The sequence below is a fragment of the Pseudomonas sp. Tof1 genome, from assembly GCF_055390395.1.
In genome coordinates this window covers 4,590,664-4,608,505 of the sequence record NZ_AP024344.1, presented here as the reverse complement: position 1 = coordinate 4,608,505, position 17,842 = coordinate 4,590,664, and the positions used below count along the sequence as shown (strand labels likewise).

The window sequence follows — 17,842 nt, the reverse complement described above, 5'->3', positions numbered from 1 at the left end:
GCGAGTATGACCTGTCGTGCGGGCGGCGCCCATGCCTGGGCCCGGGGTTGTGCGGCCGGTCACAGGACGCATGGACGGTCGGGGGCGGGCAACGGGTCGACCGAAGAACATTGGCGGATTTACACGGTCCATAGCGTTGTGGCGGTTCATTTATTGTCTACGCTTGCATGATCGCAAGCCTGGGATGTCTGTGATGTTAGCGCCGAAAAAACCTGCCAATGAAACGGCCCGCGTGGAAAAACTGCGCTCGCTGAATATTCTCGATACTCCGCCCGAAGAGCGTTTCGACCGCCTGACCCGCCTGGCCAAGCGTCTGTTCGATGTGCCCATCGCGCTGGTCAGTCTGGTGGACGAGAACCGACAGTGGTTCAAGTCCTGCGTTGGGCTGACGGCCAGTGAGACGCCGCGGGATATCTCCTTTTGTGGTCACGCGATTCTCGGTGATCAGGTGCTGATGATTCCGAACGCGGAGAGCGACGAACGGTTCCATGACAATCCGATGGTGACGGGCGCCCCCGGCATCCGTTTCTATGCCGGTTGCCCGCTGACGGTGGGAGAGGGCAACAAGCTCGGTACCTTGTGCCTGATCGATACCAAGCCTCGGACGCTGAATGACGAGGAACGCTCGCTGCTGTGCGACCTGGCGCAGATGGCCGAGCAGGAACTGGTGGCGGTACAGATGGCGACCATGGACGAGTTGACCCTGTTGTCCAACCGTCGTGGTTTCGAGGCCCTGGCCAGCCAGGGGCTGGGCGTGTGCAAGCGCATGGGCAAGCCGGCTTCGCTGCTGTTCTTCGACCTCAACGACTTCAAGCAGATCAACGATGTGTACGGCCATGCCGAGGGCGACCTGGCGCTGAAGAACTTCGCCGATGTGCTGCGCATCGTGTTTCGCGAGAGCGACGTGGTCGGCCGGCTGGGGGGCGATGAGTTCGTGGTGCTGCTGACCGGCTCCGATCATGTGCAGGTCGAGATGATCATGGCGCGGCTTCGCCACACCCTGGGCGAGCGCAATTCAGGGCAGAAGCGGGGTTATGACATTCGCTTCAGCGTGGGGCAGATCGAATATGACCCGCATCGCCATGACTCGATCGCAGATCTGCTGGAGGACGCCGACAGGGCCATGTACGCGCATAAACAGGCACTCAAACGCCAACGCAGCTGAGCGCGGCCCGGAAAACCGGGCCGGTTCCTGCCCGGTTACTTTGCGGCCTGTTCGCCCGCCTGGCGGCCCTTCAGATTCTTGTCGGCCTTGTAGCGCAGGGCCACGTCCGGCACGCTGCCGCCCTTGCCGGTTTCGACCCAGTTGCGGATCCGGCTGGCGTCGGCGAAGTGGGTGTACTTGCCGAACGCATCGAGGATCACCAGGGCGACCGGGCGATTGCCCATCTCGGTGACCAGCACCAGGCAGTGGCCGGCCTGGTTGGTGAAACCGGTCTTGGTGATCTTGATGTTCCAGCTGTCCTTGTTGACCAGATGGTCGGTGTTGCGAAAGCCCAGGGTGTAGTTGGGCTTGCGGAACGCCACGGTCTTTTCCTTGGTGGTACTCAGCTCGCTCAGCATCGGGTAGTGACGGGCGGCCATCAGCAGCTTGCTGAGGTCGCGGGCGGTGGAGACGTTGTGGATCGACAACCCGGTCGGTTCGACATAGTGGGTGTTGATCATGCCCAGGGACTTGGCCTTGGCGTTCATCGCCGCGATGAACGCCGCGTAGCCGCCCGGATAGTGGTGCGCCAGGCTGGCGGCCGCCCGGTTCTCGGACGACATCAGGGCGATCAGCATCATTTCCTTGCGCGGCAGTTCGCTACCGAGCTTGACCCGGGAGAACACGCCTTTCATTTCCGGGGTATCGCTGATGTTCACCGAGATGTACTGGTCCATCGGCAACTTGGCGTCGAGCACCACCATGGCGGTCATCAGCTTGGTCACCGAGGCGATCGGCACCACCACGTCGGGGTTGCTGGAGTACAGGGTCTTGTTGGTCTGCAGATCGATCAGCAGGGCGCTGCCGGAGGCGACTTGCAGGTGGCTGGTATCGCGAGGGGCCTGGGTGGTTTCACGCGCCTCGACGACAGGAGTGGCAACGGTGCCGGCCAGAACGAAAAAAAGGCCGAGGATGGAATGACGAATGTTCACGCGGATGGACTCGCTAAAAATGGATAAACCGTTGGCAACGGGCTTTTCTTGAAAAAGCGTTACGTTTGATGAATATAGCCCGGAAAGTTGCCACAGCGCTGCAGAGAGTGGGCGTAACTGACACAAAATTTAATCTTGTGTGATCGCACTTCCGCTGCCTGTTCGAACTTTCCGATGGTTGTCCGATCCCTGGCTGGATTCAGTCACTGCAATGGCTGCCCGGAGAACCCGGAAGACGTGCCTTGGCTGTTTGGCGATGGACCCTCGAGTCCGTACTGGCCATAAGACATATGGTAGCGTAGAGAGGGCAGCCGTTGTATCGGTCCAAGGCCTTTATTTCGCAGGTTCCAGCGATTTTTCCAGAATATTTTCCAGCGGCTTCGTCAGTGGCTTTTGTCAAGTTCGCAGTACCCCGGAAAACCCTTTGAAATCAATTGCGATCTAGGGTTTTCCCTGAGTCCCGACGGGGTGTTCGGGTATCGGCATTGATAGATCATGGTGTTCGCTGCGAACTGCGATTAGCATCGGCGCCATTATTGCGCTAGGTGCTTTCTGGACTTCAGGAGTTGGGGGCATGCCAAAGATTTCTTTGAGCAGGGATTACCTGCCCATGGTGGTATGGGCGGGAATCGTCGCGTTATTGCTGCTGGGGTTCGCGTTCTTTCCGAAATCGGCCGACTGGTATGGCTGGATTCAGGCCGTGGGGCTGATTGTCGGGTTGATGGTGGCGATTGCGGTGCCGGCGATCCAGCGCAAGCAGGCGTTCCAGGCCGAGCGTCAGCGCCTGCGCGAGCGCGAAGTGGGGTATGCCCGGCGCCTGCATTATTTCGGCCTGGAACTGCTCGAACTGCTGGGGCGCGTCACCGCCAGCCTGACTCACCTGCGGGCTTGCGACCGGCATCGCCACCAGCGCAGCCTCGAGGATTTTCTGCATCGCCTGTTCGAGTCCCACAAGCAGGACCTGAATGACGATCGGATTCTGATCATTCACGAACTGCGCAAGGTCGCCAACGTGCTGATCGACGAGCTGGAAAGCGGGCGTTCGGACCGGGCGGTGATGATCGAGCTGGACAAGCGCCTGCAGAAGCTGGGGCATCGCACCCAGCTCAACAGCGTCCAGGCCGAACGCAGCTGAGTACCGGCCAAAAAAAGCCCGCAACACAGTGCGGGCAAGGGGTTGTGCGGAGCAACGCACGTTTCGGGAAGTCGGTGGGCGGTCAGGCGCCGAGGGCATGCAGGTCCATGCGTTCGGACAGGGCCTTTGCCGCTGGCAGGGAAGTGAGGGGGCCGCTGATCTGTACGCCATCGCGAACCAGGTACCAGCAGGCGAGCAGTCCCAGTTCCCTGAGCGAGGCGGGAACGGCGCTGCCGATAACGGACATGATCTGAACCTTGGGCATAAGTACCTCCATCAATCTATGGAGCTACCTTACGGTCATGACGGCTTCAGGAAAAATCACCGTGCTCGATAGTGGACATCGACGAAATCGAGCCCTGGTCCATTATCGTTTGGCTGTCGCAGGTCGGCTGATGCCGGATCAGTCGACCACCTGATCCAGCATGTGAATCACTTCCTGTTCATTCAACAGCCCCTTGCGGACCAGGTTCTCGGCCAGCAACGAGAGAAACTTGGCCGTGCGATGGCCTTCGAGCTGCTTGAGCTCAGTCAGGGCGCTGTAGACCTTGCTGGAGGTGCAGAGCCCGGCGATGCGATGCGGATTTTGCGTTGGCATGGTTCGTCCTTGTTCTTATAAGGGAAGGCCCTCGACGATGGATCGATTTTGCAGCCGGGCGGTGGCACCCATATGACAGCCGTGTGAAGGGCTGAGCAATGCGACGACCGGCAGTCCTATCATGCGCCATTGGTGTACGAATGCTGTCTTGCCTGCGACCTTTACCTCTGAAATCCAGACGGGGAGGGTGGCCCCGCGGATTTTCCTGCCCCCGTAACGACCCAGGCCCCGTCTTGCGAGCGGGGCCTGGATTTCTGCCGGATGGTTACCAGCGAGGGCCGTAACCGTAATGGGGGTGGCCGTAGTACACCGGGCGACCGTAGTAGCCGCCGCCACCGTAGACCACCACGGGAGGAGGCGGTGGGGGGGCAACGTAGACAGGTGCAGGTTGCACATAGACCGGGGCCGGCTGGACATACACCGGTGCCGGTTGTGCGTACACAGGCTGCTGCACGTAGACAGGACGGGGGCTCGACACCACCGAGCTGACAATGGCTCCGCCGATCACGCCGCCCAACAAGGCAGGACCCACCCAGCCGCCGCCACCGTGGGCGGAGGCCTGGCCTGCGACAGCGAGTGCACCAACGAGCAAGGCTATCTTGGGAATGGTACGCATCATGATGATTCCTCAGGTTCCAACCCCAGCGCTTGTTGTCTGCAATAGACTCAAGAACTGTCGCGGGGATACTTCTATGACAGCGGGTGCCTGAAAATCTTCGACGCCGCTGGGTAAATTTTGTGTAAGGTTCCGGGCGGTGCTTCTTTACAGTCCCGTGATGCCTGTGCCAGAGCCTATGATCAGCGAAAACCGGTGCGGGTGGCTAATCCCGTTTATCCGAAAGTACCCCTCAGGAGATGAAACATGCAGATGAACCCGAACAAAGACACCCAACTGTGCATGTCGTTATCTGGGCGTCCCGGTAATTTCGGCCTGCGCTTTCATAACCATCTCTACGAACAACTGGGCCTGAACTTCTACTACAAGGCCTTCAGCAGCCAGGACCTGCCGGGTGCCGTCGGCGGCATCCGTGCCCTGGGCATTCGCGGCTGTGGCGTGTCGATGCCGTTCAAGGAAGCCTGCATCGCTCTGGTCGACGAGCTGGACGCCTCGGCGGCGGCGATCCAGTCGATCAACACCATCGTCAACACGGCGGGCCACCTCAAGGCCTACAACACCGATTACATTGCGATTGCCCAGTTGCTCGAAACCCATGCGGTGCCCAGGGACACGACTTTCGCCCTGCGCGGCAGCGGCGGCATGGCCAAGGCCGTGTCTTCGGCACTGCGCGATGGCGGTTATCGCAACGGCGTGATCGTGGCCCGCAACGAAACCGCCGGCAAGGCGCTGGCGGCAATCTGCGGATACGAGTGGCAGGCCGAGCTGGGGGCGCTGCGTCCGCAGATGCTGGTCAACGTCACGCCGGTGGGCATGGACGGAGGCCCGGAGGCCGGGCAACTGGCATTCGAGCCGGAGGCGGTGGATGCCGCCGAGACGGTGTTCGACGTGGTGGCGATTCCTTCGGAGACGCCCTTGATCGTGCGTGGCCGGGAGCAGGGCAAGCGGGTCATCACCGGCCTGGAAGTGATCGCGATCCAGGCGCTGGAGCAGTTCGTGCTGTACACCGGCGTACGGCCGACCGAGGAGCAGTTTCAGAAAGCGGTGGCGTTCGCCCGGGCATAGGCCCCGGTTTATCCGCGAATGGCCCACAAGCCTGGAATCAGCGCAAACCCCGCTGTGATTTATTGCTCCAACCGCGCCAACCGCTCTTCCAGCGCCGCGATTCTTGCTTCCAGCTCTTCGATTCGCTCCGCCGACACCGCGCTGCCGCTGCTGCGTTCAGGGGCCTGCTGGCGAGCGGCGAGGATCGCCTCGATATCCGCCGGGTCGCCCAGGGCATGGGTGTAGCGATCCTCGCGTTGGCCGGCCTGGCGCGGAATCAGCAGCGCCAGGCCGCGGGCGATCAGGCGTTCGAGCTGGTGCAGCACCTGCTCGGTGTCCTCGAAATCATGCATGCGGCCACTGCGGGTCAGCAGTTCGTTGACGGTCTGCGGCCCCCGCAGGAACAGCAGCCCGATCAGCACCACCTGGGCCGGCACCAGTTCCAGTGCCTTGTCGACCCGCTGCTCCCAGCGATCGGCCCGGCTGCCCATCACCAGCCGGGCAAAGCCAAGGCCCTCGAGTGCCCGCAGGCTCTGGCCAACCTGGCCCTGGCTGAGGTTCATCACCGGTTCGCGGCTGGTTTTCTGGTTGCAGGCGAGCACCAGGGCGTTGAGGGTCAGCGGATAGGTTTCCGGGCTGGTGGCCTGCTTTTCGATCAGGGAGCCCAGGATGCGGATTTCCGTGCTGCTCAATCGCGGTTGTTCGACGCAAGTCTCTTGCTCGGTGCTCATGGCGCGGTTCCCTATGCATTGGAAGGCGACTAGCCTAGGTCTTCCACCGACAAAAAGACAAGCGGCAATGCGACCGCCTCTGGCTATAATCGGTCGGCTGTACTCCTGCCATTTTCATTGTGAGAAACCCATGACCATTTCCCTGTACGCCGCTTCCATCCCGGTTTTCAAGCAAATGCTCAACGCCCTGAGCGACGTCCTGAACAAGGCCGAGGCTCACGCAACGGCCAAGGGCATCGACCCGAGCGTATTCGTGCAGGCCCGCCTGGCTCCGGACATGTTCCCACTGGTGCGCCAGGTGCAGATCGCCGTCGATTTCGCCAAGGGCGTGTCCTCGCGCCTGGCGCAGATCGAAGTGCCCTCCTACCCGGACAGCGAAACCACCTTCGCCGAGTTGCAGGCACTGATCAGCAAGACCCTGGCGCACCTGGACAGCATCGACGCGGCCCAGGTCGACGGCAAGGAAGGCATCGAGATCGTGACCCGTCCTGGCACGCCGAAAGAGAAGCGCTTCAGCGGCCAGTCCTACCTGCTGAGCTATGGCCTGCCGCAGTTCTTCTTCCACGTGACCACCGCCTACGCGATCCTGCGTCACAATGGCGTGGAAATCGGCAAGCGCGACTACATGGGCGCGTTCTGATCGGCCACGGCTTGACTCGCCCTACCTGATCTCGCAAGGAGCCGGCTTGCTGGAAAGCAGGCTCCCGTCAGTAGGCCGGTGCCCCTGTTCGCGTCGGACCGCCGCGAACAGGCCCTCGCAGGCACCGCATGACTCATTGTCATAACCGCTCTGGTACAATCGCCCATCATCATTTCCTTTCCTCCCAGTGAGCCCCGGGGCTATCGCTGGCGCTGTCGTTTGTGGAGTCGTTCATGTTCCTCGCCATCCTGCTGCTGTCGGCCGCCGGTTTTACCGTGCTGACCACGGAATTCGTCATTGTCGGGCTGTTGCCGGCCATTGCCCGGGATCTGGAGGTCAGCATCCCCCAGGCCGGTCTGCTGGTGACGCTATTCGCCTTTACCGTAGCGGCCTTCGGACCGTTCCTGACCGCCTGGTTCTCCCGCTTCGAGCGGCGCCGGCTGTTCATCAGCATCCTGCTGGTCTTCGGGCTGGCCAATACCGTGGCGGCGCTGGCGCCGAACATCTGGGTCATGGCGGTTGCGCGCCTGCTGCCGGCCTTGGGCTTGCCGGTATTCTGGGCCCTGGCCAGTGAAACGGCGGTGGATATCGTCGGCCCGGATCACGCGGGCCGGGCGATCGAGAAGATCGGTTTCGGCATCGTCTGCGCCACGGTGTTCGGCATCCCGGTGGGTACGCTGGTCGGTGACGCCTGGGGCTGGCGCATGGCGTTCACGATCCTGGCGGTGATCGCCCTGGTCAAGGCGCTGCTGCTCTGGCGCTACCTGCCCGCGACCCGCCTGCACCTGAAGCAGGTCTCGCTGCGTTCGCAGTTCGGCATTCTGCGCAGCCCGCTGATGCTCGGCCATGTGCTGCTGTCGATCCTGATCTTCAGCGGCATGTTCACCGCCTACACCTACCTGGCCGATATCCTCGAGCGGTTGGCCGGTTTCAACGGCACGGTGGTGGGCTGGTGCCTGATGGCATTCGGTGCGGTCGGTCTGATCGGCAACGCCCTGGGCGGGCGCATGGTCGACCGCCAGCCGCTGATCGCTTCGATGGTGTTCTGCGCCTTCATGATTCCCGCCCTGGTGGCGGTGATGCCGAACATCAACTCGTGGCCCGGGCTGGCGGCGGCACTGGCGGTCTGGGGGATCACCCAGGCGGCACTGTTCCTGGTCAGCCATGTCCGCCTGATGAAGGTGGCGCCCCAGGCACCGGCGTTTGCCGCTTCGCTGAACATTGCCGGGGCCAACCTGGGGATCGGCCTGGGGGCGGTGATCGGTGGCCGGGTCATCGACAGTGTCGGCCTGAGCGGTGTCGGCTTCGCGGCGGCGGCGCTGATCCTGATGTCGATCCTGCTGGCGATGGCCTTGATGACCACCGACGCCAAGACGGTGACGGCTTAAGCGCCAGGCCCCATGAACAGCTCGCGTCGAGCACCCTCGGTAATGGCCAGCGTGCCGGGGTGCTTGGTCCGGCGCTCCACCGAGATGGCATAGAACGACTCGCTGACGGCTTCGGTCTGGCCCATCAGCCTGACGTCGTACTGCCGACAGACCTCATCGGCGATGACGCTCGGGGCGATGAAGATGCCGCTGCCGGATTGGCCAAAGGCCTGCATGAGGGCGCTGTCATCGAATTCGCCGACGATCCTCGGCTGGATCTGCTGCTCGGCGAGCCAACGCAACAACCGGCTGCGGACCACGGTTTCCTGGCCGGGAATCAGCAGCGGCGCGTTCTGCAGGCAGTGGGGGAACGCATCGCCATAACGCTGCGCCAATGCCGGTGTGGCAAAAAAACTGACCCCACATTCCCCCAGCTTCTGGCTGTAGCCCCTGATATCGAGATGGCTCGGCATCGGGCTGTCTGAGATCACCAGGTCCAGGCGCTGGATCGCCAGGTCCGCCAGCAGGCGTTCGAGCTTGTCCTCGCGGCAGGTGATGCGGATCGGCTCCTCCAGTTCCATGGTGGGGGCGATCAGCCGGTAGACGATGGACTTGGGCACCACATCCGCCACCCCGACCCGAAACAGCAACGGCTGCTCCCGGGGCTGCGCCTGCAACATCGCCTGCAACTCATTACCCAGCTGGAACATCTGCTCGGCATAGGGCAGGGCCTGGCGCCCGGCCTCGGTCAGTTCCAACTGGCGCCCGGCCTTGCGGAACAACTCGATACCCAGGCTCTGTTCCAGCAGGCTGATCTGGCCGCTGATGGTCTGCGGGGTGAGGTTCAACTGGTCGCAGGCGCGCACGATGCTGCCGGTCTTGGCCACGACCCAGAAGTAATGCAGTTGGCGATAATTGAGCATGAGGGGCATCACTTCGTTAAAAGCGAAGTATAGCGCTGAAAAATACGAATTTTTCTGAAGTATCGGTATCTTTAGAATGCGGCGCTATTGGCGAGCCACCTGCTAGGCTTGCCTGGGACTCTACTCAGGACTGAACCATGGAATACCTGTTGGAACTCGCTGTCAGCCCCACCGCCTGGATTGCCTTGTTGACGCTGATCGTCATGGAAGTCGTACTGGGTATCGATAACCTGATCTTCATTTCGATCCTGACCAACAAGCTGCCTGCGCAGTTTCGCACCAAGGCGCGGCGGCTCGGCATCGGCATGGCGCTGATCCTGCGCCTGGGCCTGCTTGGCACCATTGCCTATATCGTCAAGCTCACCGCGCCGGTGATCGAGGTATTCGGCCAGGCATTCTCGTGGAAGGACATGATCCTGATCGCCGGTGGCCTGTTCCTGGTATGGAAGGCCACCACGGAAATCCACCACAGCATGGACCCGCAGGAGAAGGCGTCCGAGGACAAGAACTCGCGGGTCTCCCTGGGCTTCGCCGCGGCCATCGGCCAGATCCTGATGCTCGACCTGGTGTTCTCCATCGACAGCATCATCACCGCGGTGGGCATGACCGAACACCTGCCGATCATGGTGATTGCGGTGGTCGTCGCGGTAGCGGTGATGTTGCTGGCCTCCGAGCCGCTGGCGAAGTTCATCCACGACAACCCGACCGTGGTGATGCTGGCCCTGGGCTTTTTGATCATGATCGGCATGACGCTGATCGCCGAAGGCTTCGGCGCTCATGTGCCCAAGGGTTATGTGTATGCCGCCATGACCTTCTCGGCGATCATCGAGGGCCTGAACATGCTGGCCCGTCGCGCCCGGCAGAAACGTGAGGCGGCACAGGGCTGATTCAGGCGCGCTGCGTAACCGGGCCGCCGGGTTCTCCACGAACCAGGCGGCCTTTCATGCACAGGGGTCAATGGGCGTTGGCAGGGCGTCCGGCAGGCTTGCCGGCCTTGTGCGTCTGCGAGGGTAGGCTGGGGTGATGGTGACGACGGGAAATCCTCAGGACTCCCCACAACAGGGCGGCGGCCACCGCCAGCCAACCCAGGATCAACAATGCAACGGTCAGGACAAGGCTCATCAGCGCCTCCTTCGCCCCGATCGGGGCTCTCTCACTTCGTCTTGCTTGTGTAGATCAGTCTAGTCGCTGCGGTGTTTCAGGCTATTGACCAATGGTCGTGTGCGATCAGCCATTTCGCTCTATGGCGCCGTATAAACCGCGATGAAAGGCTATACCCCCGGGCGGCCGCGACCTATGATCAAGTCCCCGAGCCAGAGCGGATGTGCCTGGCAACTGATCAAGAGAGTGAAGATGTCCAACGGATCAAACCATTTTCCCGTGTCGTCCCGTCGGTTGCTGATGATGGGCGCCCTGTTGCTGGCCCTGGGCGGGTGCACCAGCGGCGGTGGGCAGCCGCCGCAATTGCAGCGGCTGCCGGAGCGTGTGGAGTTGAACGGTGTGCCGTTCTTCCGGGGCGAGGCCTACCAGAGTGGCCCGGGTGCATTGGCCAGCATGCTGGCGCAGCAGGGCGTGACCGTCACCCCCGGGCTGCTGGACAAGCCGCTGAAACTGCCGGGCGCGGAAGCGGACCTGCAAAAGAACATGCAGGTACTGGCCCGTGAATACGGGATGGTGGTCTATCCGCTGGATGCCGAGCTGCCGGCATTGCTGACCCAGGTAGCGGCCGGTTATCCGGTGCTGGTGAAGTTCAATGAAGGGCGGGTGTGGTCCGAGCCGCGCTATGCGGTGGTTGCCGGCTACAACCGGTTCAAGCGGACGATCCTGTTGCGGGCCGGGATGAACCGGCGGATGCCGATGGATTTCGACACATTCGTCTCGGCCTGGAAGGGCGCGGGTGGCTGGGCGGTGCTGATCCAGTCGCCAACGCAATTGCCGGCCCAGGTCGACCCGCAGCGCTGGCTGAAGGCCGCCGATGAACTGGCCCGTGCCGGTCAGGAACCGGCGGCCGCGACCGCCAGGAAGGCACTGGCCGGGCACTGACTCAAGCTCATCGGATCATTCCCAAGCCACGCCTGGGAGCGATCGGTCACCCCCATCCCTGTAGGAGCAGGGCTTGCCCGCGAATAGGCCAGCAAGCCCTGGTCACTGCTCCCACAGGCGCTGCATCCCCTCAGATCCCCAGCTTGTCCCGCATCGTGTAATACCAGGCTCCCAACGCACTGAACGGCGTGCGCAGCAATTGCCCGCCCGGGAACGGGTAGTGCGGCAGATCGGCAAACGCATCGAAACGCTCGGCCTGCCCGCGTAGCGCTTCGGCCAGCACCTTGCCAGCCAGGTGGGTGTAGGTCACGCCATGGCCGCTGCAACCCTGGGAGTAATAGATGTTGTCGCCCAGGCGACCCACCTGGGGCAAGCGCGACAGGGTCAGCAGGAAATTGCCGGTCCAGGCGTAGTCGATCTTCACATTCTTGAGCTGTGGGAAGGCCTTGAGCATCTTCGGCCGGATGATCGCCTCGATGTTCGCCGGATCGCGCGCACCATAGACCACGCCACCGCCGAAGATCAGGCGCTTGTCGCCGGAAAGACGGTAGTAGTCGAGCAGGTAGTTGCAGTCCTCGACGCAGTAGTCCTGCGGCAGCAGCGATTTGGCCAGCGCATCGCCCAGTGGCTCGGTGGTGATCACCTGGGTACCGCACGGCATCGACTTGGCGGCCAGCTCCGGTACCAGGTTGCCGAGGTAGGCGTTACCCGCGACGATGATGAATTTGGCCCGGACCTTGCCCTGGGGCGTATGCACCACGGGATTGGCACCCCGCTCGATGCGCACTGCCGGCGATTGTTCATGGATCCTGCCACCGAGGGATTCGATCGCCGCAGCCTCGCCCAGGGCCAGGTTCAGCGGATGAATATGCCCGCCGCTCATGTCGAGCATGCCGCCGACATACTGGTCGCAGTTGACCACTTCACGAATGCGGCGCTGGTCCAGCAGTTCCAGCTGGGTATGCCCAAAGCGTTCCCAGAGCTTCTTCTGGGATTCGAGATGCCCCATCTGTTTCCTGCTCAAGGCGGCAAATACCCCGCCGTCCTTGAGGTCGCACTGGATGTTGTATCTGGCGATCCGCTCGCGAATGATCCGGGCGCCTTCGAAGGCCATCTGCCCGAGCAGTTGCGCCTGCTTCGGCCCGACGCTGCGCTCGATCACATCGATATCGCGGCTGTAGCTGTTGACGATCTGCCCGCCGTTGCGGCCCGAGGCACCGAAGCCGACCCTGGCGGCTTCCAGTACCGTCACCCGCAAGCCGTTCTCCAGGAGGAACAGGGCGCTGGACAGACCGGTGTAGCCGGCACCGATCACGCACACATCGGTTTCGACATCATCCTGCAAGGGCGGACGCTCGGGAACCGGGTTGGCCGATGCGGCGTAGTAGGACTGGGGGTAGGGAGTGTTCGCCATCCTGCAACCTCTGTTTTATATTTTTGACGAATGGCCTGATGCTACCTCAGTTGAAATACCCCCGCCAGCCACCGCAAACCGGGAAGTTGCTGGAGCTTCAATAAAAAATTCGCCTATTCAGAGACTTAGCAGAAAGAAAGGTGTTGACACCCCTCGGCAAATCCGTAGAATGCCGCCTCACAGCAGGCACGTAGCTCAGTTGGTTAGAGCACCACCTTGACATGGTGGGGGTCGTTGGTTCGAGTCCAATCGTGCCTACCAGACAAAATCCGCTCTGCTGGGCGGTGTAAAAAGGCCAATCGAAAGATTGGCCTTTTTTTCGTCCTGAAAAAAGTTCGAGGTGAGGTCTTCGTGCTGAGTGGCATTTGGCCTGGAAACGCTTGCCCTGAAGATTTTTCCAAGCCTATTCATAGGCTTAGCGAAAAAACAGGTTGCCTCTCGGCAGAAAATCCGTAAAATGCAGCCCACAGCAGGCACGTAGCTCAGTTGGTTAGAGCACCACCTTGACATGGTGGGGGTCGTTGGTTCGAGTCCAATCGTGCCTACCAGATAAAATCCGCTCTGCTGGGCGGTCTGAAAGGGTCAATCGAAAGATTGGCCCTTTTTTGCGTTTGGAATGTGCCAACTCCCTTCCCTGTGTCGACTCCGCCATTACGGCGGGCCGACTGCTGCCGCATCCGGCGTTCCTGAAATACCGGCAAACACTCGATGGGGTGACCGCTCCCCTGGCTGTTCCTCAGCATCCGGTTTCAGGGGGGCTGTACCACGTATGTGCAATTCGGGAGGCATGGCAGTGGACGTCCTCCTGATTTCGGACCTCAGTCCGATTTACGCTCCTGCCGCGCGTCGATGAAGGGCAGGGTGCCGCTTGGCAGTACCGTCGTTGGCAGCACGCCATTCCAACGCTCGGCCTTGGTCAGCTCCACCAGGTTCTGGTTGCTCGCCAGCGCCTGGGCTCGGGCCTTGATCGCTTCCGCTTCAGCGCGCCCCCGCAGTTCGGTGGCCTGGGCATCGGCCTTGGCCTGGGCCAGTTGGGCGTCCGCTTCGGCCTGGGCCTGGGTCACGCGGATCTGCGCCTGAACCTGCTCGGTGGCCAGTTGCTGTTCACGGGTCTTGACCTGCACTTCGGCCGCCATGCGCGCCTCGATGGCTTTTTCGTAGGCATCGCTGAAATCGATGTTTTCCACCTGCACGCTGTCGATGATCACCGGGCCGTTGATCGAGCCCTTGATGGCCGTAGAGATGTCGCTGACCAGTTGCACGCGATTCTGCACGGCGGCCACGGCATTGAACTGGCCGAAGACGTTTTCGACCTGGGTGGGCACCTGGCGGCTGATCAGGCGGTCGCGGATACCTTCGATGTCCTTGAACTGGGTGTAGACCTTGGCGACATCGGAAGGGGCGACGTGCCAGGAGACCGAGACCTTGAGCTGCGCCGACTGCTGGTCCTTGCTGTAGGCCTGCAGGTTCTCGTAGGCCGAGACCTGGCTCTGGATGCTGATCAGGCGAACGCTCTCGATGAAGGGCATCTTGAACGACAGGCCCGGGTCGACGACGCCCACCAGTGCGCCGTTTCTCAGGAGCACGCCGCGCTCGGTTTCATCCACGGTGTACCAACTGCCGAAAAACACGATGAGCACCAGCAGGGCTGCTACACCGCCTGCCACTTTGCCAATCAGATTGGGGGTGGGGGTCATATCTCGTTCCTTTGAAGGGCGGGCAACCACTCCCTGAATACGCTGCCCGATTATCCGGAGAGCATGTCCCGCCAACATGGCCAATGGTTTTGCAGGCCGCCGTGCGAACGCCTCGGTGGCAGGGCCGCTTGCGGCGGCGCTCGCCATGATAACTTCCGAACCTGTTTCATGCTGAGAAGGTGTTCCCAGACTTGAGGACAGGGGAATGCGTTGCGAAAAAACACATCACACGATGAGCCATATCGGCACTTCACAAGGACGCCGTCTGACGTCCGGGCTCAATCGGGAGGTCGCGATCAGGGGCGTTAGCCGGATAACCGCCAGTGCAAGGTGGATCACCTGAGCCGCCAGGTGCAATGGCCCTCTACCCGGTTGGTCATTTCTTTGGACGACTGCTCGCCGCCTTTGCCGGGCGGCGGGCTCTTGTGGTCCTGGTTCCGGAGGCCTTGCGTTTCTTCTTCCACGGCGCAGGTGCCGTGGTGCCGGGCGGCATGCTGATCTGCAGTTTGAGCTCGACACAGCGCCCCACCTGCTTGCTCATCCAGGCCGCCTGTTTGGCGACGAATTCTTCCAGGCTCATCTCGCCGCTTTGCACCATGTCCAGTGCCTGCTCCCAGATGGCCGTGGTGCCCGGGTCGGCAATCGCCCGCGGCACTGCGTCGATCAGGCTGAAGGCCGCCGCGGTCGCCGACAGGCTTTTGCCATGCTTGACCAGGTAGTTGCGGTCCAGCAGACCCTGGATGATGCTGGCGCGGGTGGCCTCGGTGCCGATGCCGGTGGTTTCCTTGAGCTTCTGCTTCAGGCGCGGGTCTTCCACGTACCTGGCGACGTTCTTCATCGCCTTGATCAGGTCGCCTTCGGTAAAGGGTTTTGGCGGCTGGGTCCACAGGTCCTTGAGCTCGACCCGGTCCACTGCGCACTCGTCGCCCTCGCGCAGCTTCGGCAAGGCCTGTGGTTCCGGTGCTTCGCGGCCCTTGGGTGGCGTCAGCGCCTCTGGCAGGGCGCGTTTCCAGCCGGGTTCGATCACCTGCTTGCCCACGGCCCGCAATGCCTGTGCCGCACAGTCGAAATCGGCCTGGGTGCGGTCGTACTCGTGGTTGGGCAGGAATTGCGCCAGGTAGCGGGCTCGAATCAGTGTGTAGACCGCACGCGGCTTGCCTTGCAGGCGCTCCAGGCTCGCGCCCGAGCCGGTCGGGATGATGCCGTGGTGGGCGGTGACCTTGGCATCGTTCCAGGCCCGTGAGCGGCGTGTCGGGTCGAGGTGCGGGGCCAGCTTGCCCAGGCTCGGGTCGGCCCGTTCCAGCGCCGCCAGCACCCGCGCGGCGTCGCCGTGCTGGCTGAGGGGAAGAAAGCCGCAGTCGCTGCGTGGGTAGGTGATGACCTTGTGGGTTTCATACAGCGACTGGGCGATGTCCAGGGTCTCCTGGGCGCCGAGCCCCAACCGCTTCGAACACACTTCCTGCAAGGTGCCGAGGTCGAAGGGCAGGGGTGCCGGCTCGCGAATCCGCTCGGTCTTGAGTTTCACCACCCGTGCGCCGGGAGCCGCGCTCATGGCGGCGGCGGCCTGCCGGGCGAGGGCCTGGTTCAGGCAGCGGTCCTGATCGTCACAGGCGTCCGAGGGCGCGCGCCATTGCGCGACGAAGGGCTGGCCGTCATGCAGCAGGCGCACATCGATTGCCCAGTAGGCCACCGGCACGAAGTCGGCGATGCTGCGGTCGCGGTCCACCACCAGGCGCAGGGTCGGCGTCTGCACCCGACCCACCGGCAACACGCCCTGGTAGCCGGACTGGCGGCCGAGCAGGGTGAACAGCCGGCTCATGTTCATGCCGATCAGCCAGTCGGCCCGCGAGCGGCCCAGGGCCGAATGGTAGAGGTTGAAGGTTTCGCCACCCGGCTTGAGGGCCGCCAGGGCCTTGCGGATCGAGGCATCGTCCAGCGCCGACAGCCAGAGCCGCTGGATCGGCCCGCGATAGCGACAATGTTCCACCAGCTCGCGGGCGATCATTTCCCCTTCGCGATCGGCGTCGGTGGCGATCACCAGTTCCCGGGCTTCGCCCAGCAGGCGCTTGACCGCCTTGAACTGGCTGGCGGTCTTGGGCTTGACCTGCATCTTCCATTGTTCCGGGACGATCGGCAGGTCGGCCAGCACCCAGCGCTTGTAGCGGGCGTCATAGGCGTCCGGCGGGGCGGTTTCCAGCAGATGGCCGATGCACCAGGTGACCGTGGCATTGGCACCGACCCAGCAGCCATCGCCACGGCGCGTAGCACCGAGCACGGCGGCGATGTCCTTGGCCTGGGAGGGTTTTTCGCAAAGAAACAGCCGCATGGCCACCTTCATTCGATCATGTGCGCAAGAGAGCGGACAGCATGCTCAGTACCGGGGTTTTGAGCAATGCCTTTTCTGTATGTATATACAGTCTATTTGTTTCAGCTCTCTGCGGCTACCGCCAGTTCCCGCACCAGGAAGTCGATGAATGCCCGGGTCTTCTGCGGTACCCGGCGCGCCGAGGCGTACACCGCGTTGATGCTGATCGGCGGCGCCTGCCATTCGCACATCACCGGCACCAGGCGCCCGGCGGCCAGGGCCTCCTCGACGATGAAGTCCGGCAGCAGGGCGATCCCCATGCCGGCCTCGGCAGCCTGGGCCAGCAGGTCGCCGTTGTTGGCGTGCAAGGGGCCGGTGACGGTGACCCGCTGGGTTTCCCTGCCGTTGCACAGTTGCAGGCTGACGCCACTTTGCAGGTAGCCGTAGTTCAGGCACTGGTGGGCGCACAGTTCCCGTGGCGTCGTAGGCGTCCCGGCGCGCTCCAGGTAGTCGGGGGAGGCGACCATGATGCGCGGCGCCGGGGCCAGCAGTTTGGCGACCATGGACGAGTCCGGCAGGCTGGCGATGCGGATGGTCACGTCGAAGCCGCCCTTGACCGGGTCCACCTGCTGGTCGCTGAGCACCAGTTGCAACTCGACGTTCGGATGTTCCCGGTGAAACAGCGGGATCAACCGCCCCAGCCGCCGCAGGCCGAAAGACATCGGCGCGTTGACGCGCAATACCCCGCGCAGTTCGCCGATGCCGTCGCGGGCGCGTTGCTCGGCCTCGTCCAGCGACGCCAGCAGTTCGCGGGCCGCTTCGTAGTACTCGGCGCCGGCCTCGGTCAGGTGCAGGCTGCGGGTGGTGCGCAGCAACAACTGCACGCCGATGGCCTCTTCCAGCGCCTGGATCTGCTTGCTGACTTTCGAGCGTGGTACGTCCATCGCCCGCGCCGCCGCGGCAAAGCCATTGGCTCCCACGGTGGCGACAAACGCCCGCATGCATTCGACGCGATCCATGACTGTTCCTTAAATAGAATCAATGATTCTCGATTTTATGGAATTGTCCCTTTTTTATCCAGGCCCTAAAGTTCATTCCAAGCAGGCAGCACAGGCCTTCAAGTGGATCCCAGAGGCAACTGCCAGATTACCTGTGACCCCGGTGGTCAACCTCGAAACCCAAAGGAACTCAAT

Annotated in this window: 18 protein-coding genes and 2 tRNA genes; 9 read left to right on the top strand and 11 right to left on the bottom strand. The window is 62.5% G+C overall.

Annotated features, from left to right (window positions below; genetic code table 11):
- Positions 1-193: 193 nt before the first annotated feature.
- Positions 194-1,165, top strand: a complete 972-nt coding sequence (locus tag ACZ5KU_RS20605) for a sensor domain-containing diguanylate cyclase (protein WP_464736160.1) — start codon at positions 194-196, stop codon at positions 1,163-1,165.
- A gap of 35 nt (positions 1,166-1,200) precedes the next feature.
- On the opposite strand, the gene pbpG is transcribed toward ACZ5KU_RS20605, so the two are convergent.
- The gene (gene pbpG, locus ACZ5KU_RS20600; protein ID WP_054058769.1) at positions 1,201-2,136 is read right to left on the bottom strand and encodes a D-alanyl-D-alanine endopeptidase; all 936 of its coding nucleotides are present in this window, start codon (positions 2,134-2,136) and stop codon (positions 1,201-1,203) included.
- A gap of 574 nt (positions 2,137-2,710) precedes the next feature.
- On the opposite strand from pbpG, the gene ACZ5KU_RS20595 reads away from it, so the two are divergent.
- Complete coding sequence (locus ACZ5KU_RS20595) at positions 2,711-3,271, top strand: hypothetical protein (RefSeq protein ID WP_464736159.1); 561 nt, start codon at positions 2,711-2,713, stop codon at positions 3,269-3,271.
- 82 nt (positions 3,272-3,353) lie between these two features.
- Here the strand turns inward: ACZ5KU_RS20595 and ACZ5KU_RS20590 are convergent, their stop codons facing one another.
- From ACZ5KU_RS20590 to ACZ5KU_RS20580, 3 genes are all read right to left on the bottom strand, one after another.
- Complete coding sequence (locus ACZ5KU_RS20590; RefSeq protein WP_054058771.1) at positions 3,354-3,536, bottom strand: hypothetical protein; 183 nt, start codon at positions 3,534-3,536, stop codon at positions 3,354-3,356.
- 138 nt (positions 3,537-3,674) lie between these two features.
- Positions 3,675-3,869: a hypothetical protein gene (locus ACZ5KU_RS20585; RefSeq protein ID WP_054058772.1), complete on the bottom strand. Its 195-nt coding sequence runs from the start codon at positions 3,867-3,869 to the stop codon at positions 3,675-3,677.
- A 265-nt stretch (positions 3,870-4,134) separates the two neighbouring features.
- On the bottom strand, positions 4,135-4,488 hold the full coding sequence (locus ACZ5KU_RS20580; RefSeq protein ID WP_017904470.1) for a hypothetical protein: 354 nt from the start codon (positions 4,486-4,488) through the stop codon (positions 4,135-4,137).
- 243 nt (positions 4,489-4,731) lie between these two features.
- Here ACZ5KU_RS20580 and ACZ5KU_RS20575 point away from each other — a divergent pair, with 243 nt between their 5' ends.
- Positions 4,732-5,550 carry a shikimate 5-dehydrogenase gene (locus ACZ5KU_RS20575; RefSeq protein WP_464736158.1) on the top strand — a complete coding sequence of 273 codons (819 nt, stop codon included), beginning with the start codon at positions 4,732-4,734 and terminating at the stop codon, positions 5,548-5,550.
- A gap of 59 nt (positions 5,551-5,609) precedes the next feature.
- On the opposite strand, the gene ACZ5KU_RS20570 is transcribed toward ACZ5KU_RS20575, so the two are convergent.
- Positions 5,610-6,260 carry a YceH family protein gene (locus ACZ5KU_RS20570; RefSeq protein ID WP_464736157.1) on the bottom strand — a complete coding sequence of 217 codons (651 nt, stop codon included), beginning with the start codon at positions 6,258-6,260 and terminating at the stop codon, positions 5,610-5,612.
- Between the two features lie 130 nt (positions 6,261-6,390).
- Here ACZ5KU_RS20570 and ACZ5KU_RS20565 point away from each other — a divergent pair, with 130 nt between their 5' ends.
- Together ACZ5KU_RS20565 and ACZ5KU_RS20560 are read left to right on the top strand one after the other, a co-directional pair.
- The gene (locus ACZ5KU_RS20565) at positions 6,391-6,900 is read left to right on the top strand and encodes a DUF1993 domain-containing protein (protein ID WP_054058775.1); all 510 of its coding nucleotides are present in this window, start codon (positions 6,391-6,393) and stop codon (positions 6,898-6,900) included.
- A gap of 233 nt (positions 6,901-7,133) precedes the next feature.
- Positions 7,134-8,288 carry an MFS transporter gene (locus ACZ5KU_RS20560; RefSeq protein ID WP_464736156.1) on the top strand — a complete coding sequence of 385 codons (1,155 nt, stop codon included), beginning with the start codon at positions 7,134-7,136 and terminating at the stop codon, positions 8,286-8,288.
- Here ACZ5KU_RS20560 and nhaR read toward each other — a convergent pair.
- On the bottom strand, positions 8,285-9,190 hold the full coding sequence (gene nhaR, locus ACZ5KU_RS20555) for a transcriptional activator NhaR (protein WP_464736155.1): 906 nt from the start codon (positions 9,188-9,190) through the stop codon (positions 8,285-8,287). The genes ACZ5KU_RS20560 and nhaR overlap by 4 nt on opposite strands.
- Before the next feature lie 137 nt (positions 9,191-9,327).
- Here nhaR and ACZ5KU_RS20550 point away from each other — a divergent pair, with 137 nt between their 5' ends.
- Complete coding sequence (locus tag ACZ5KU_RS20550) at positions 9,328-10,077, top strand: TerC family protein (protein WP_054064463.1); 750 nt, start codon at positions 9,328-9,330, stop codon at positions 10,075-10,077.
- A gap of 67 nt (positions 10,078-10,144) precedes the next feature.
- Here the strand turns inward: ACZ5KU_RS20550 and ACZ5KU_RS20545 are convergent, their stop codons facing one another.
- Positions 10,145-10,312, bottom strand: a complete 168-nt coding sequence (locus ACZ5KU_RS20545; RefSeq protein WP_464736154.1) for a hypothetical protein — start codon at positions 10,310-10,312, stop codon at positions 10,145-10,147.
- Between the two features lie 231 nt (positions 10,313-10,543).
- Here ACZ5KU_RS20545 and ACZ5KU_RS20540 point away from each other — a divergent pair, with 231 nt between their 5' ends.
- Positions 10,544-11,233, top strand: a complete 690-nt coding sequence (locus ACZ5KU_RS20540) for a peptidase C39 family protein (RefSeq protein WP_054064523.1) — start codon at positions 10,544-10,546, stop codon at positions 11,231-11,233.
- Between the two features lie 130 nt (positions 11,234-11,363).
- Here the strand turns inward: ACZ5KU_RS20540 and ACZ5KU_RS20535 are convergent, their stop codons facing one another.
- A complete protein-coding gene (locus tag ACZ5KU_RS20535; RefSeq protein WP_054064464.1) occupies positions 11,364-12,647 on the bottom strand; it encodes an NAD(P)/FAD-dependent oxidoreductase in 1,284 nt (427 codons plus the stop codon).
- 184 nt (positions 12,648-12,831) lie between these two features.
- Here ACZ5KU_RS20535 and ACZ5KU_RS20530 point away from each other — a divergent pair.
- Positions 12,832-12,908 (top strand) — tRNA-Val (locus ACZ5KU_RS20530).
- Positions 12,909-13,118: 210 nt separating this feature from the next.
- Positions 13,119-13,195, top strand: a tRNA-Val gene (locus ACZ5KU_RS20525).
- 270 nt (positions 13,196-13,465) lie between these two features.
- Here the strand turns inward: ACZ5KU_RS20525 and ACZ5KU_RS20520 are convergent.
- The 3 genes from ACZ5KU_RS20520 to ACZ5KU_RS20510 all read right to left on the bottom strand — a co-directional run bounded on the left by ACZ5KU_RS20520 (position 13,466) and on the right by ACZ5KU_RS20510 (position 17,668).
- Entirely contained in the window at positions 13,466-14,344 is an 879-nt protein-coding gene (locus ACZ5KU_RS20520) for an SPFH domain-containing protein (RefSeq protein WP_054058780.1), read from the bottom strand.
- Between the two features lie 376 nt (positions 14,345-14,720).
- Complete coding sequence (locus tag ACZ5KU_RS20515) at positions 14,721-16,670, bottom strand: DNA topoisomerase III (protein ID WP_464736153.1); 1,950 nt, start codon at positions 16,668-16,670, stop codon at positions 14,721-14,723.
- Positions 16,671-16,771: 101 nt separating this feature from the next.
- Positions 16,772-17,668, bottom strand: a complete 897-nt coding sequence (locus tag ACZ5KU_RS20510; protein WP_054061519.1) for a LysR family transcriptional regulator — start codon at positions 17,666-17,668, stop codon at positions 16,772-16,774.
- Between the last annotated feature and the right edge of the window lie 174 nt (positions 17,669-17,842).

What these genes read in the sequence shown, in the direction of transcription:
- ACZ5KU_RS20605 (WP_464736160.1), top strand. Translation starts at nt 194, where the DNA reads ATGTTAGCGCCGAAAAAACCTGCCAATGAAACGGCCCGCGTGGAAAAA.
- ACZ5KU_RS20595 (WP_464736159.1), top strand. Translation starts at nt 2,711, where the DNA reads ATGCCAAAGATTTCTTTGAGCAGGGATTACCTGCCCATGGTGGTATGG.
- ACZ5KU_RS20590 (WP_054058771.1), bottom strand. Translation starts at nt 3,536, where the DNA reads ATGCCCAAGGTTCAGATCATGTCCGTTATCGGCAGCGCCGTTCCCGCC.
- ACZ5KU_RS20585 (WP_054058772.1), bottom strand. Translation starts at nt 3,869, where the DNA reads ATGCCAACGCAAAATCCGCATCGCATCGCCGGGCTCTGCACCTCCAGC.
- ACZ5KU_RS20580 (WP_017904470.1), bottom strand. Translation starts at nt 4,488, where the DNA reads ATGATGCGTACCATTCCCAAGATAGCCTTGCTCGTTGGTGCACTCGCT.
- ACZ5KU_RS20575 (WP_464736158.1), top strand. Translation starts at nt 4,732, where the DNA reads ATGCAGATGAACCCGAACAAAGACACCCAACTGTGCATGTCGTTATCT.
- ACZ5KU_RS20570 (WP_464736157.1), bottom strand. Translation starts at nt 6,260, where the DNA reads ATGAGCACCGAGCAAGAGACTTGCGTCGAACAACCGCGATTGAGCAGC.
- ACZ5KU_RS20565 (WP_054058775.1), top strand. Translation starts at nt 6,391, where the DNA reads ATGACCATTTCCCTGTACGCCGCTTCCATCCCGGTTTTCAAGCAAATG.
- ACZ5KU_RS20560 (WP_464736156.1), top strand. Translation starts at nt 7,134, where the DNA reads ATGTTCCTCGCCATCCTGCTGCTGTCGGCCGCCGGTTTTACCGTGCTG.
- nhaR (WP_464736155.1), bottom strand. Translation starts at nt 9,190, where the DNA reads ATGCTCAATTATCGCCAACTGCATTACTTCTGGGTCGTGGCCAAGACC.
- ACZ5KU_RS20550 (WP_054064463.1), top strand. Translation starts at nt 9,328, where the DNA reads ATGGAATACCTGTTGGAACTCGCTGTCAGCCCCACCGCCTGGATTGCC.
- ACZ5KU_RS20545 (WP_464736154.1), bottom strand. Translation starts at nt 10,312, where the DNA reads ATGAGCCTTGTCCTGACCGTTGCATTGTTGATCCTGGGTTGGCTGGCG.
- ACZ5KU_RS20540 (WP_054064523.1), top strand. Translation starts at nt 10,544, where the DNA reads ATGTCCAACGGATCAAACCATTTTCCCGTGTCGTCCCGTCGGTTGCTG.
- ACZ5KU_RS20535 (WP_054064464.1), bottom strand. Translation starts at nt 12,647, where the DNA reads ATGGCGAACACTCCCTACCCCCAGTCCTACTACGCCGCATCGGCCAAC.
- ACZ5KU_RS20520 (WP_054058780.1), bottom strand. Translation starts at nt 14,344, where the DNA reads ATGACCCCCACCCCCAATCTGATTGGCAAAGTGGCAGGCGGTGTAGCA.
- ACZ5KU_RS20515 (WP_464736153.1), bottom strand. Translation starts at nt 16,670, where the DNA reads ATGCGGCTGTTTCTTTGCGAAAAACCCTCCCAGGCCAAGGACATCGCC.
- ACZ5KU_RS20510 (WP_054061519.1), bottom strand. Translation starts at nt 17,668, where the DNA reads ATGGATCGCGTCGAATGCATGCGGGCGTTTGTCGCCACCGTGGGAGCC.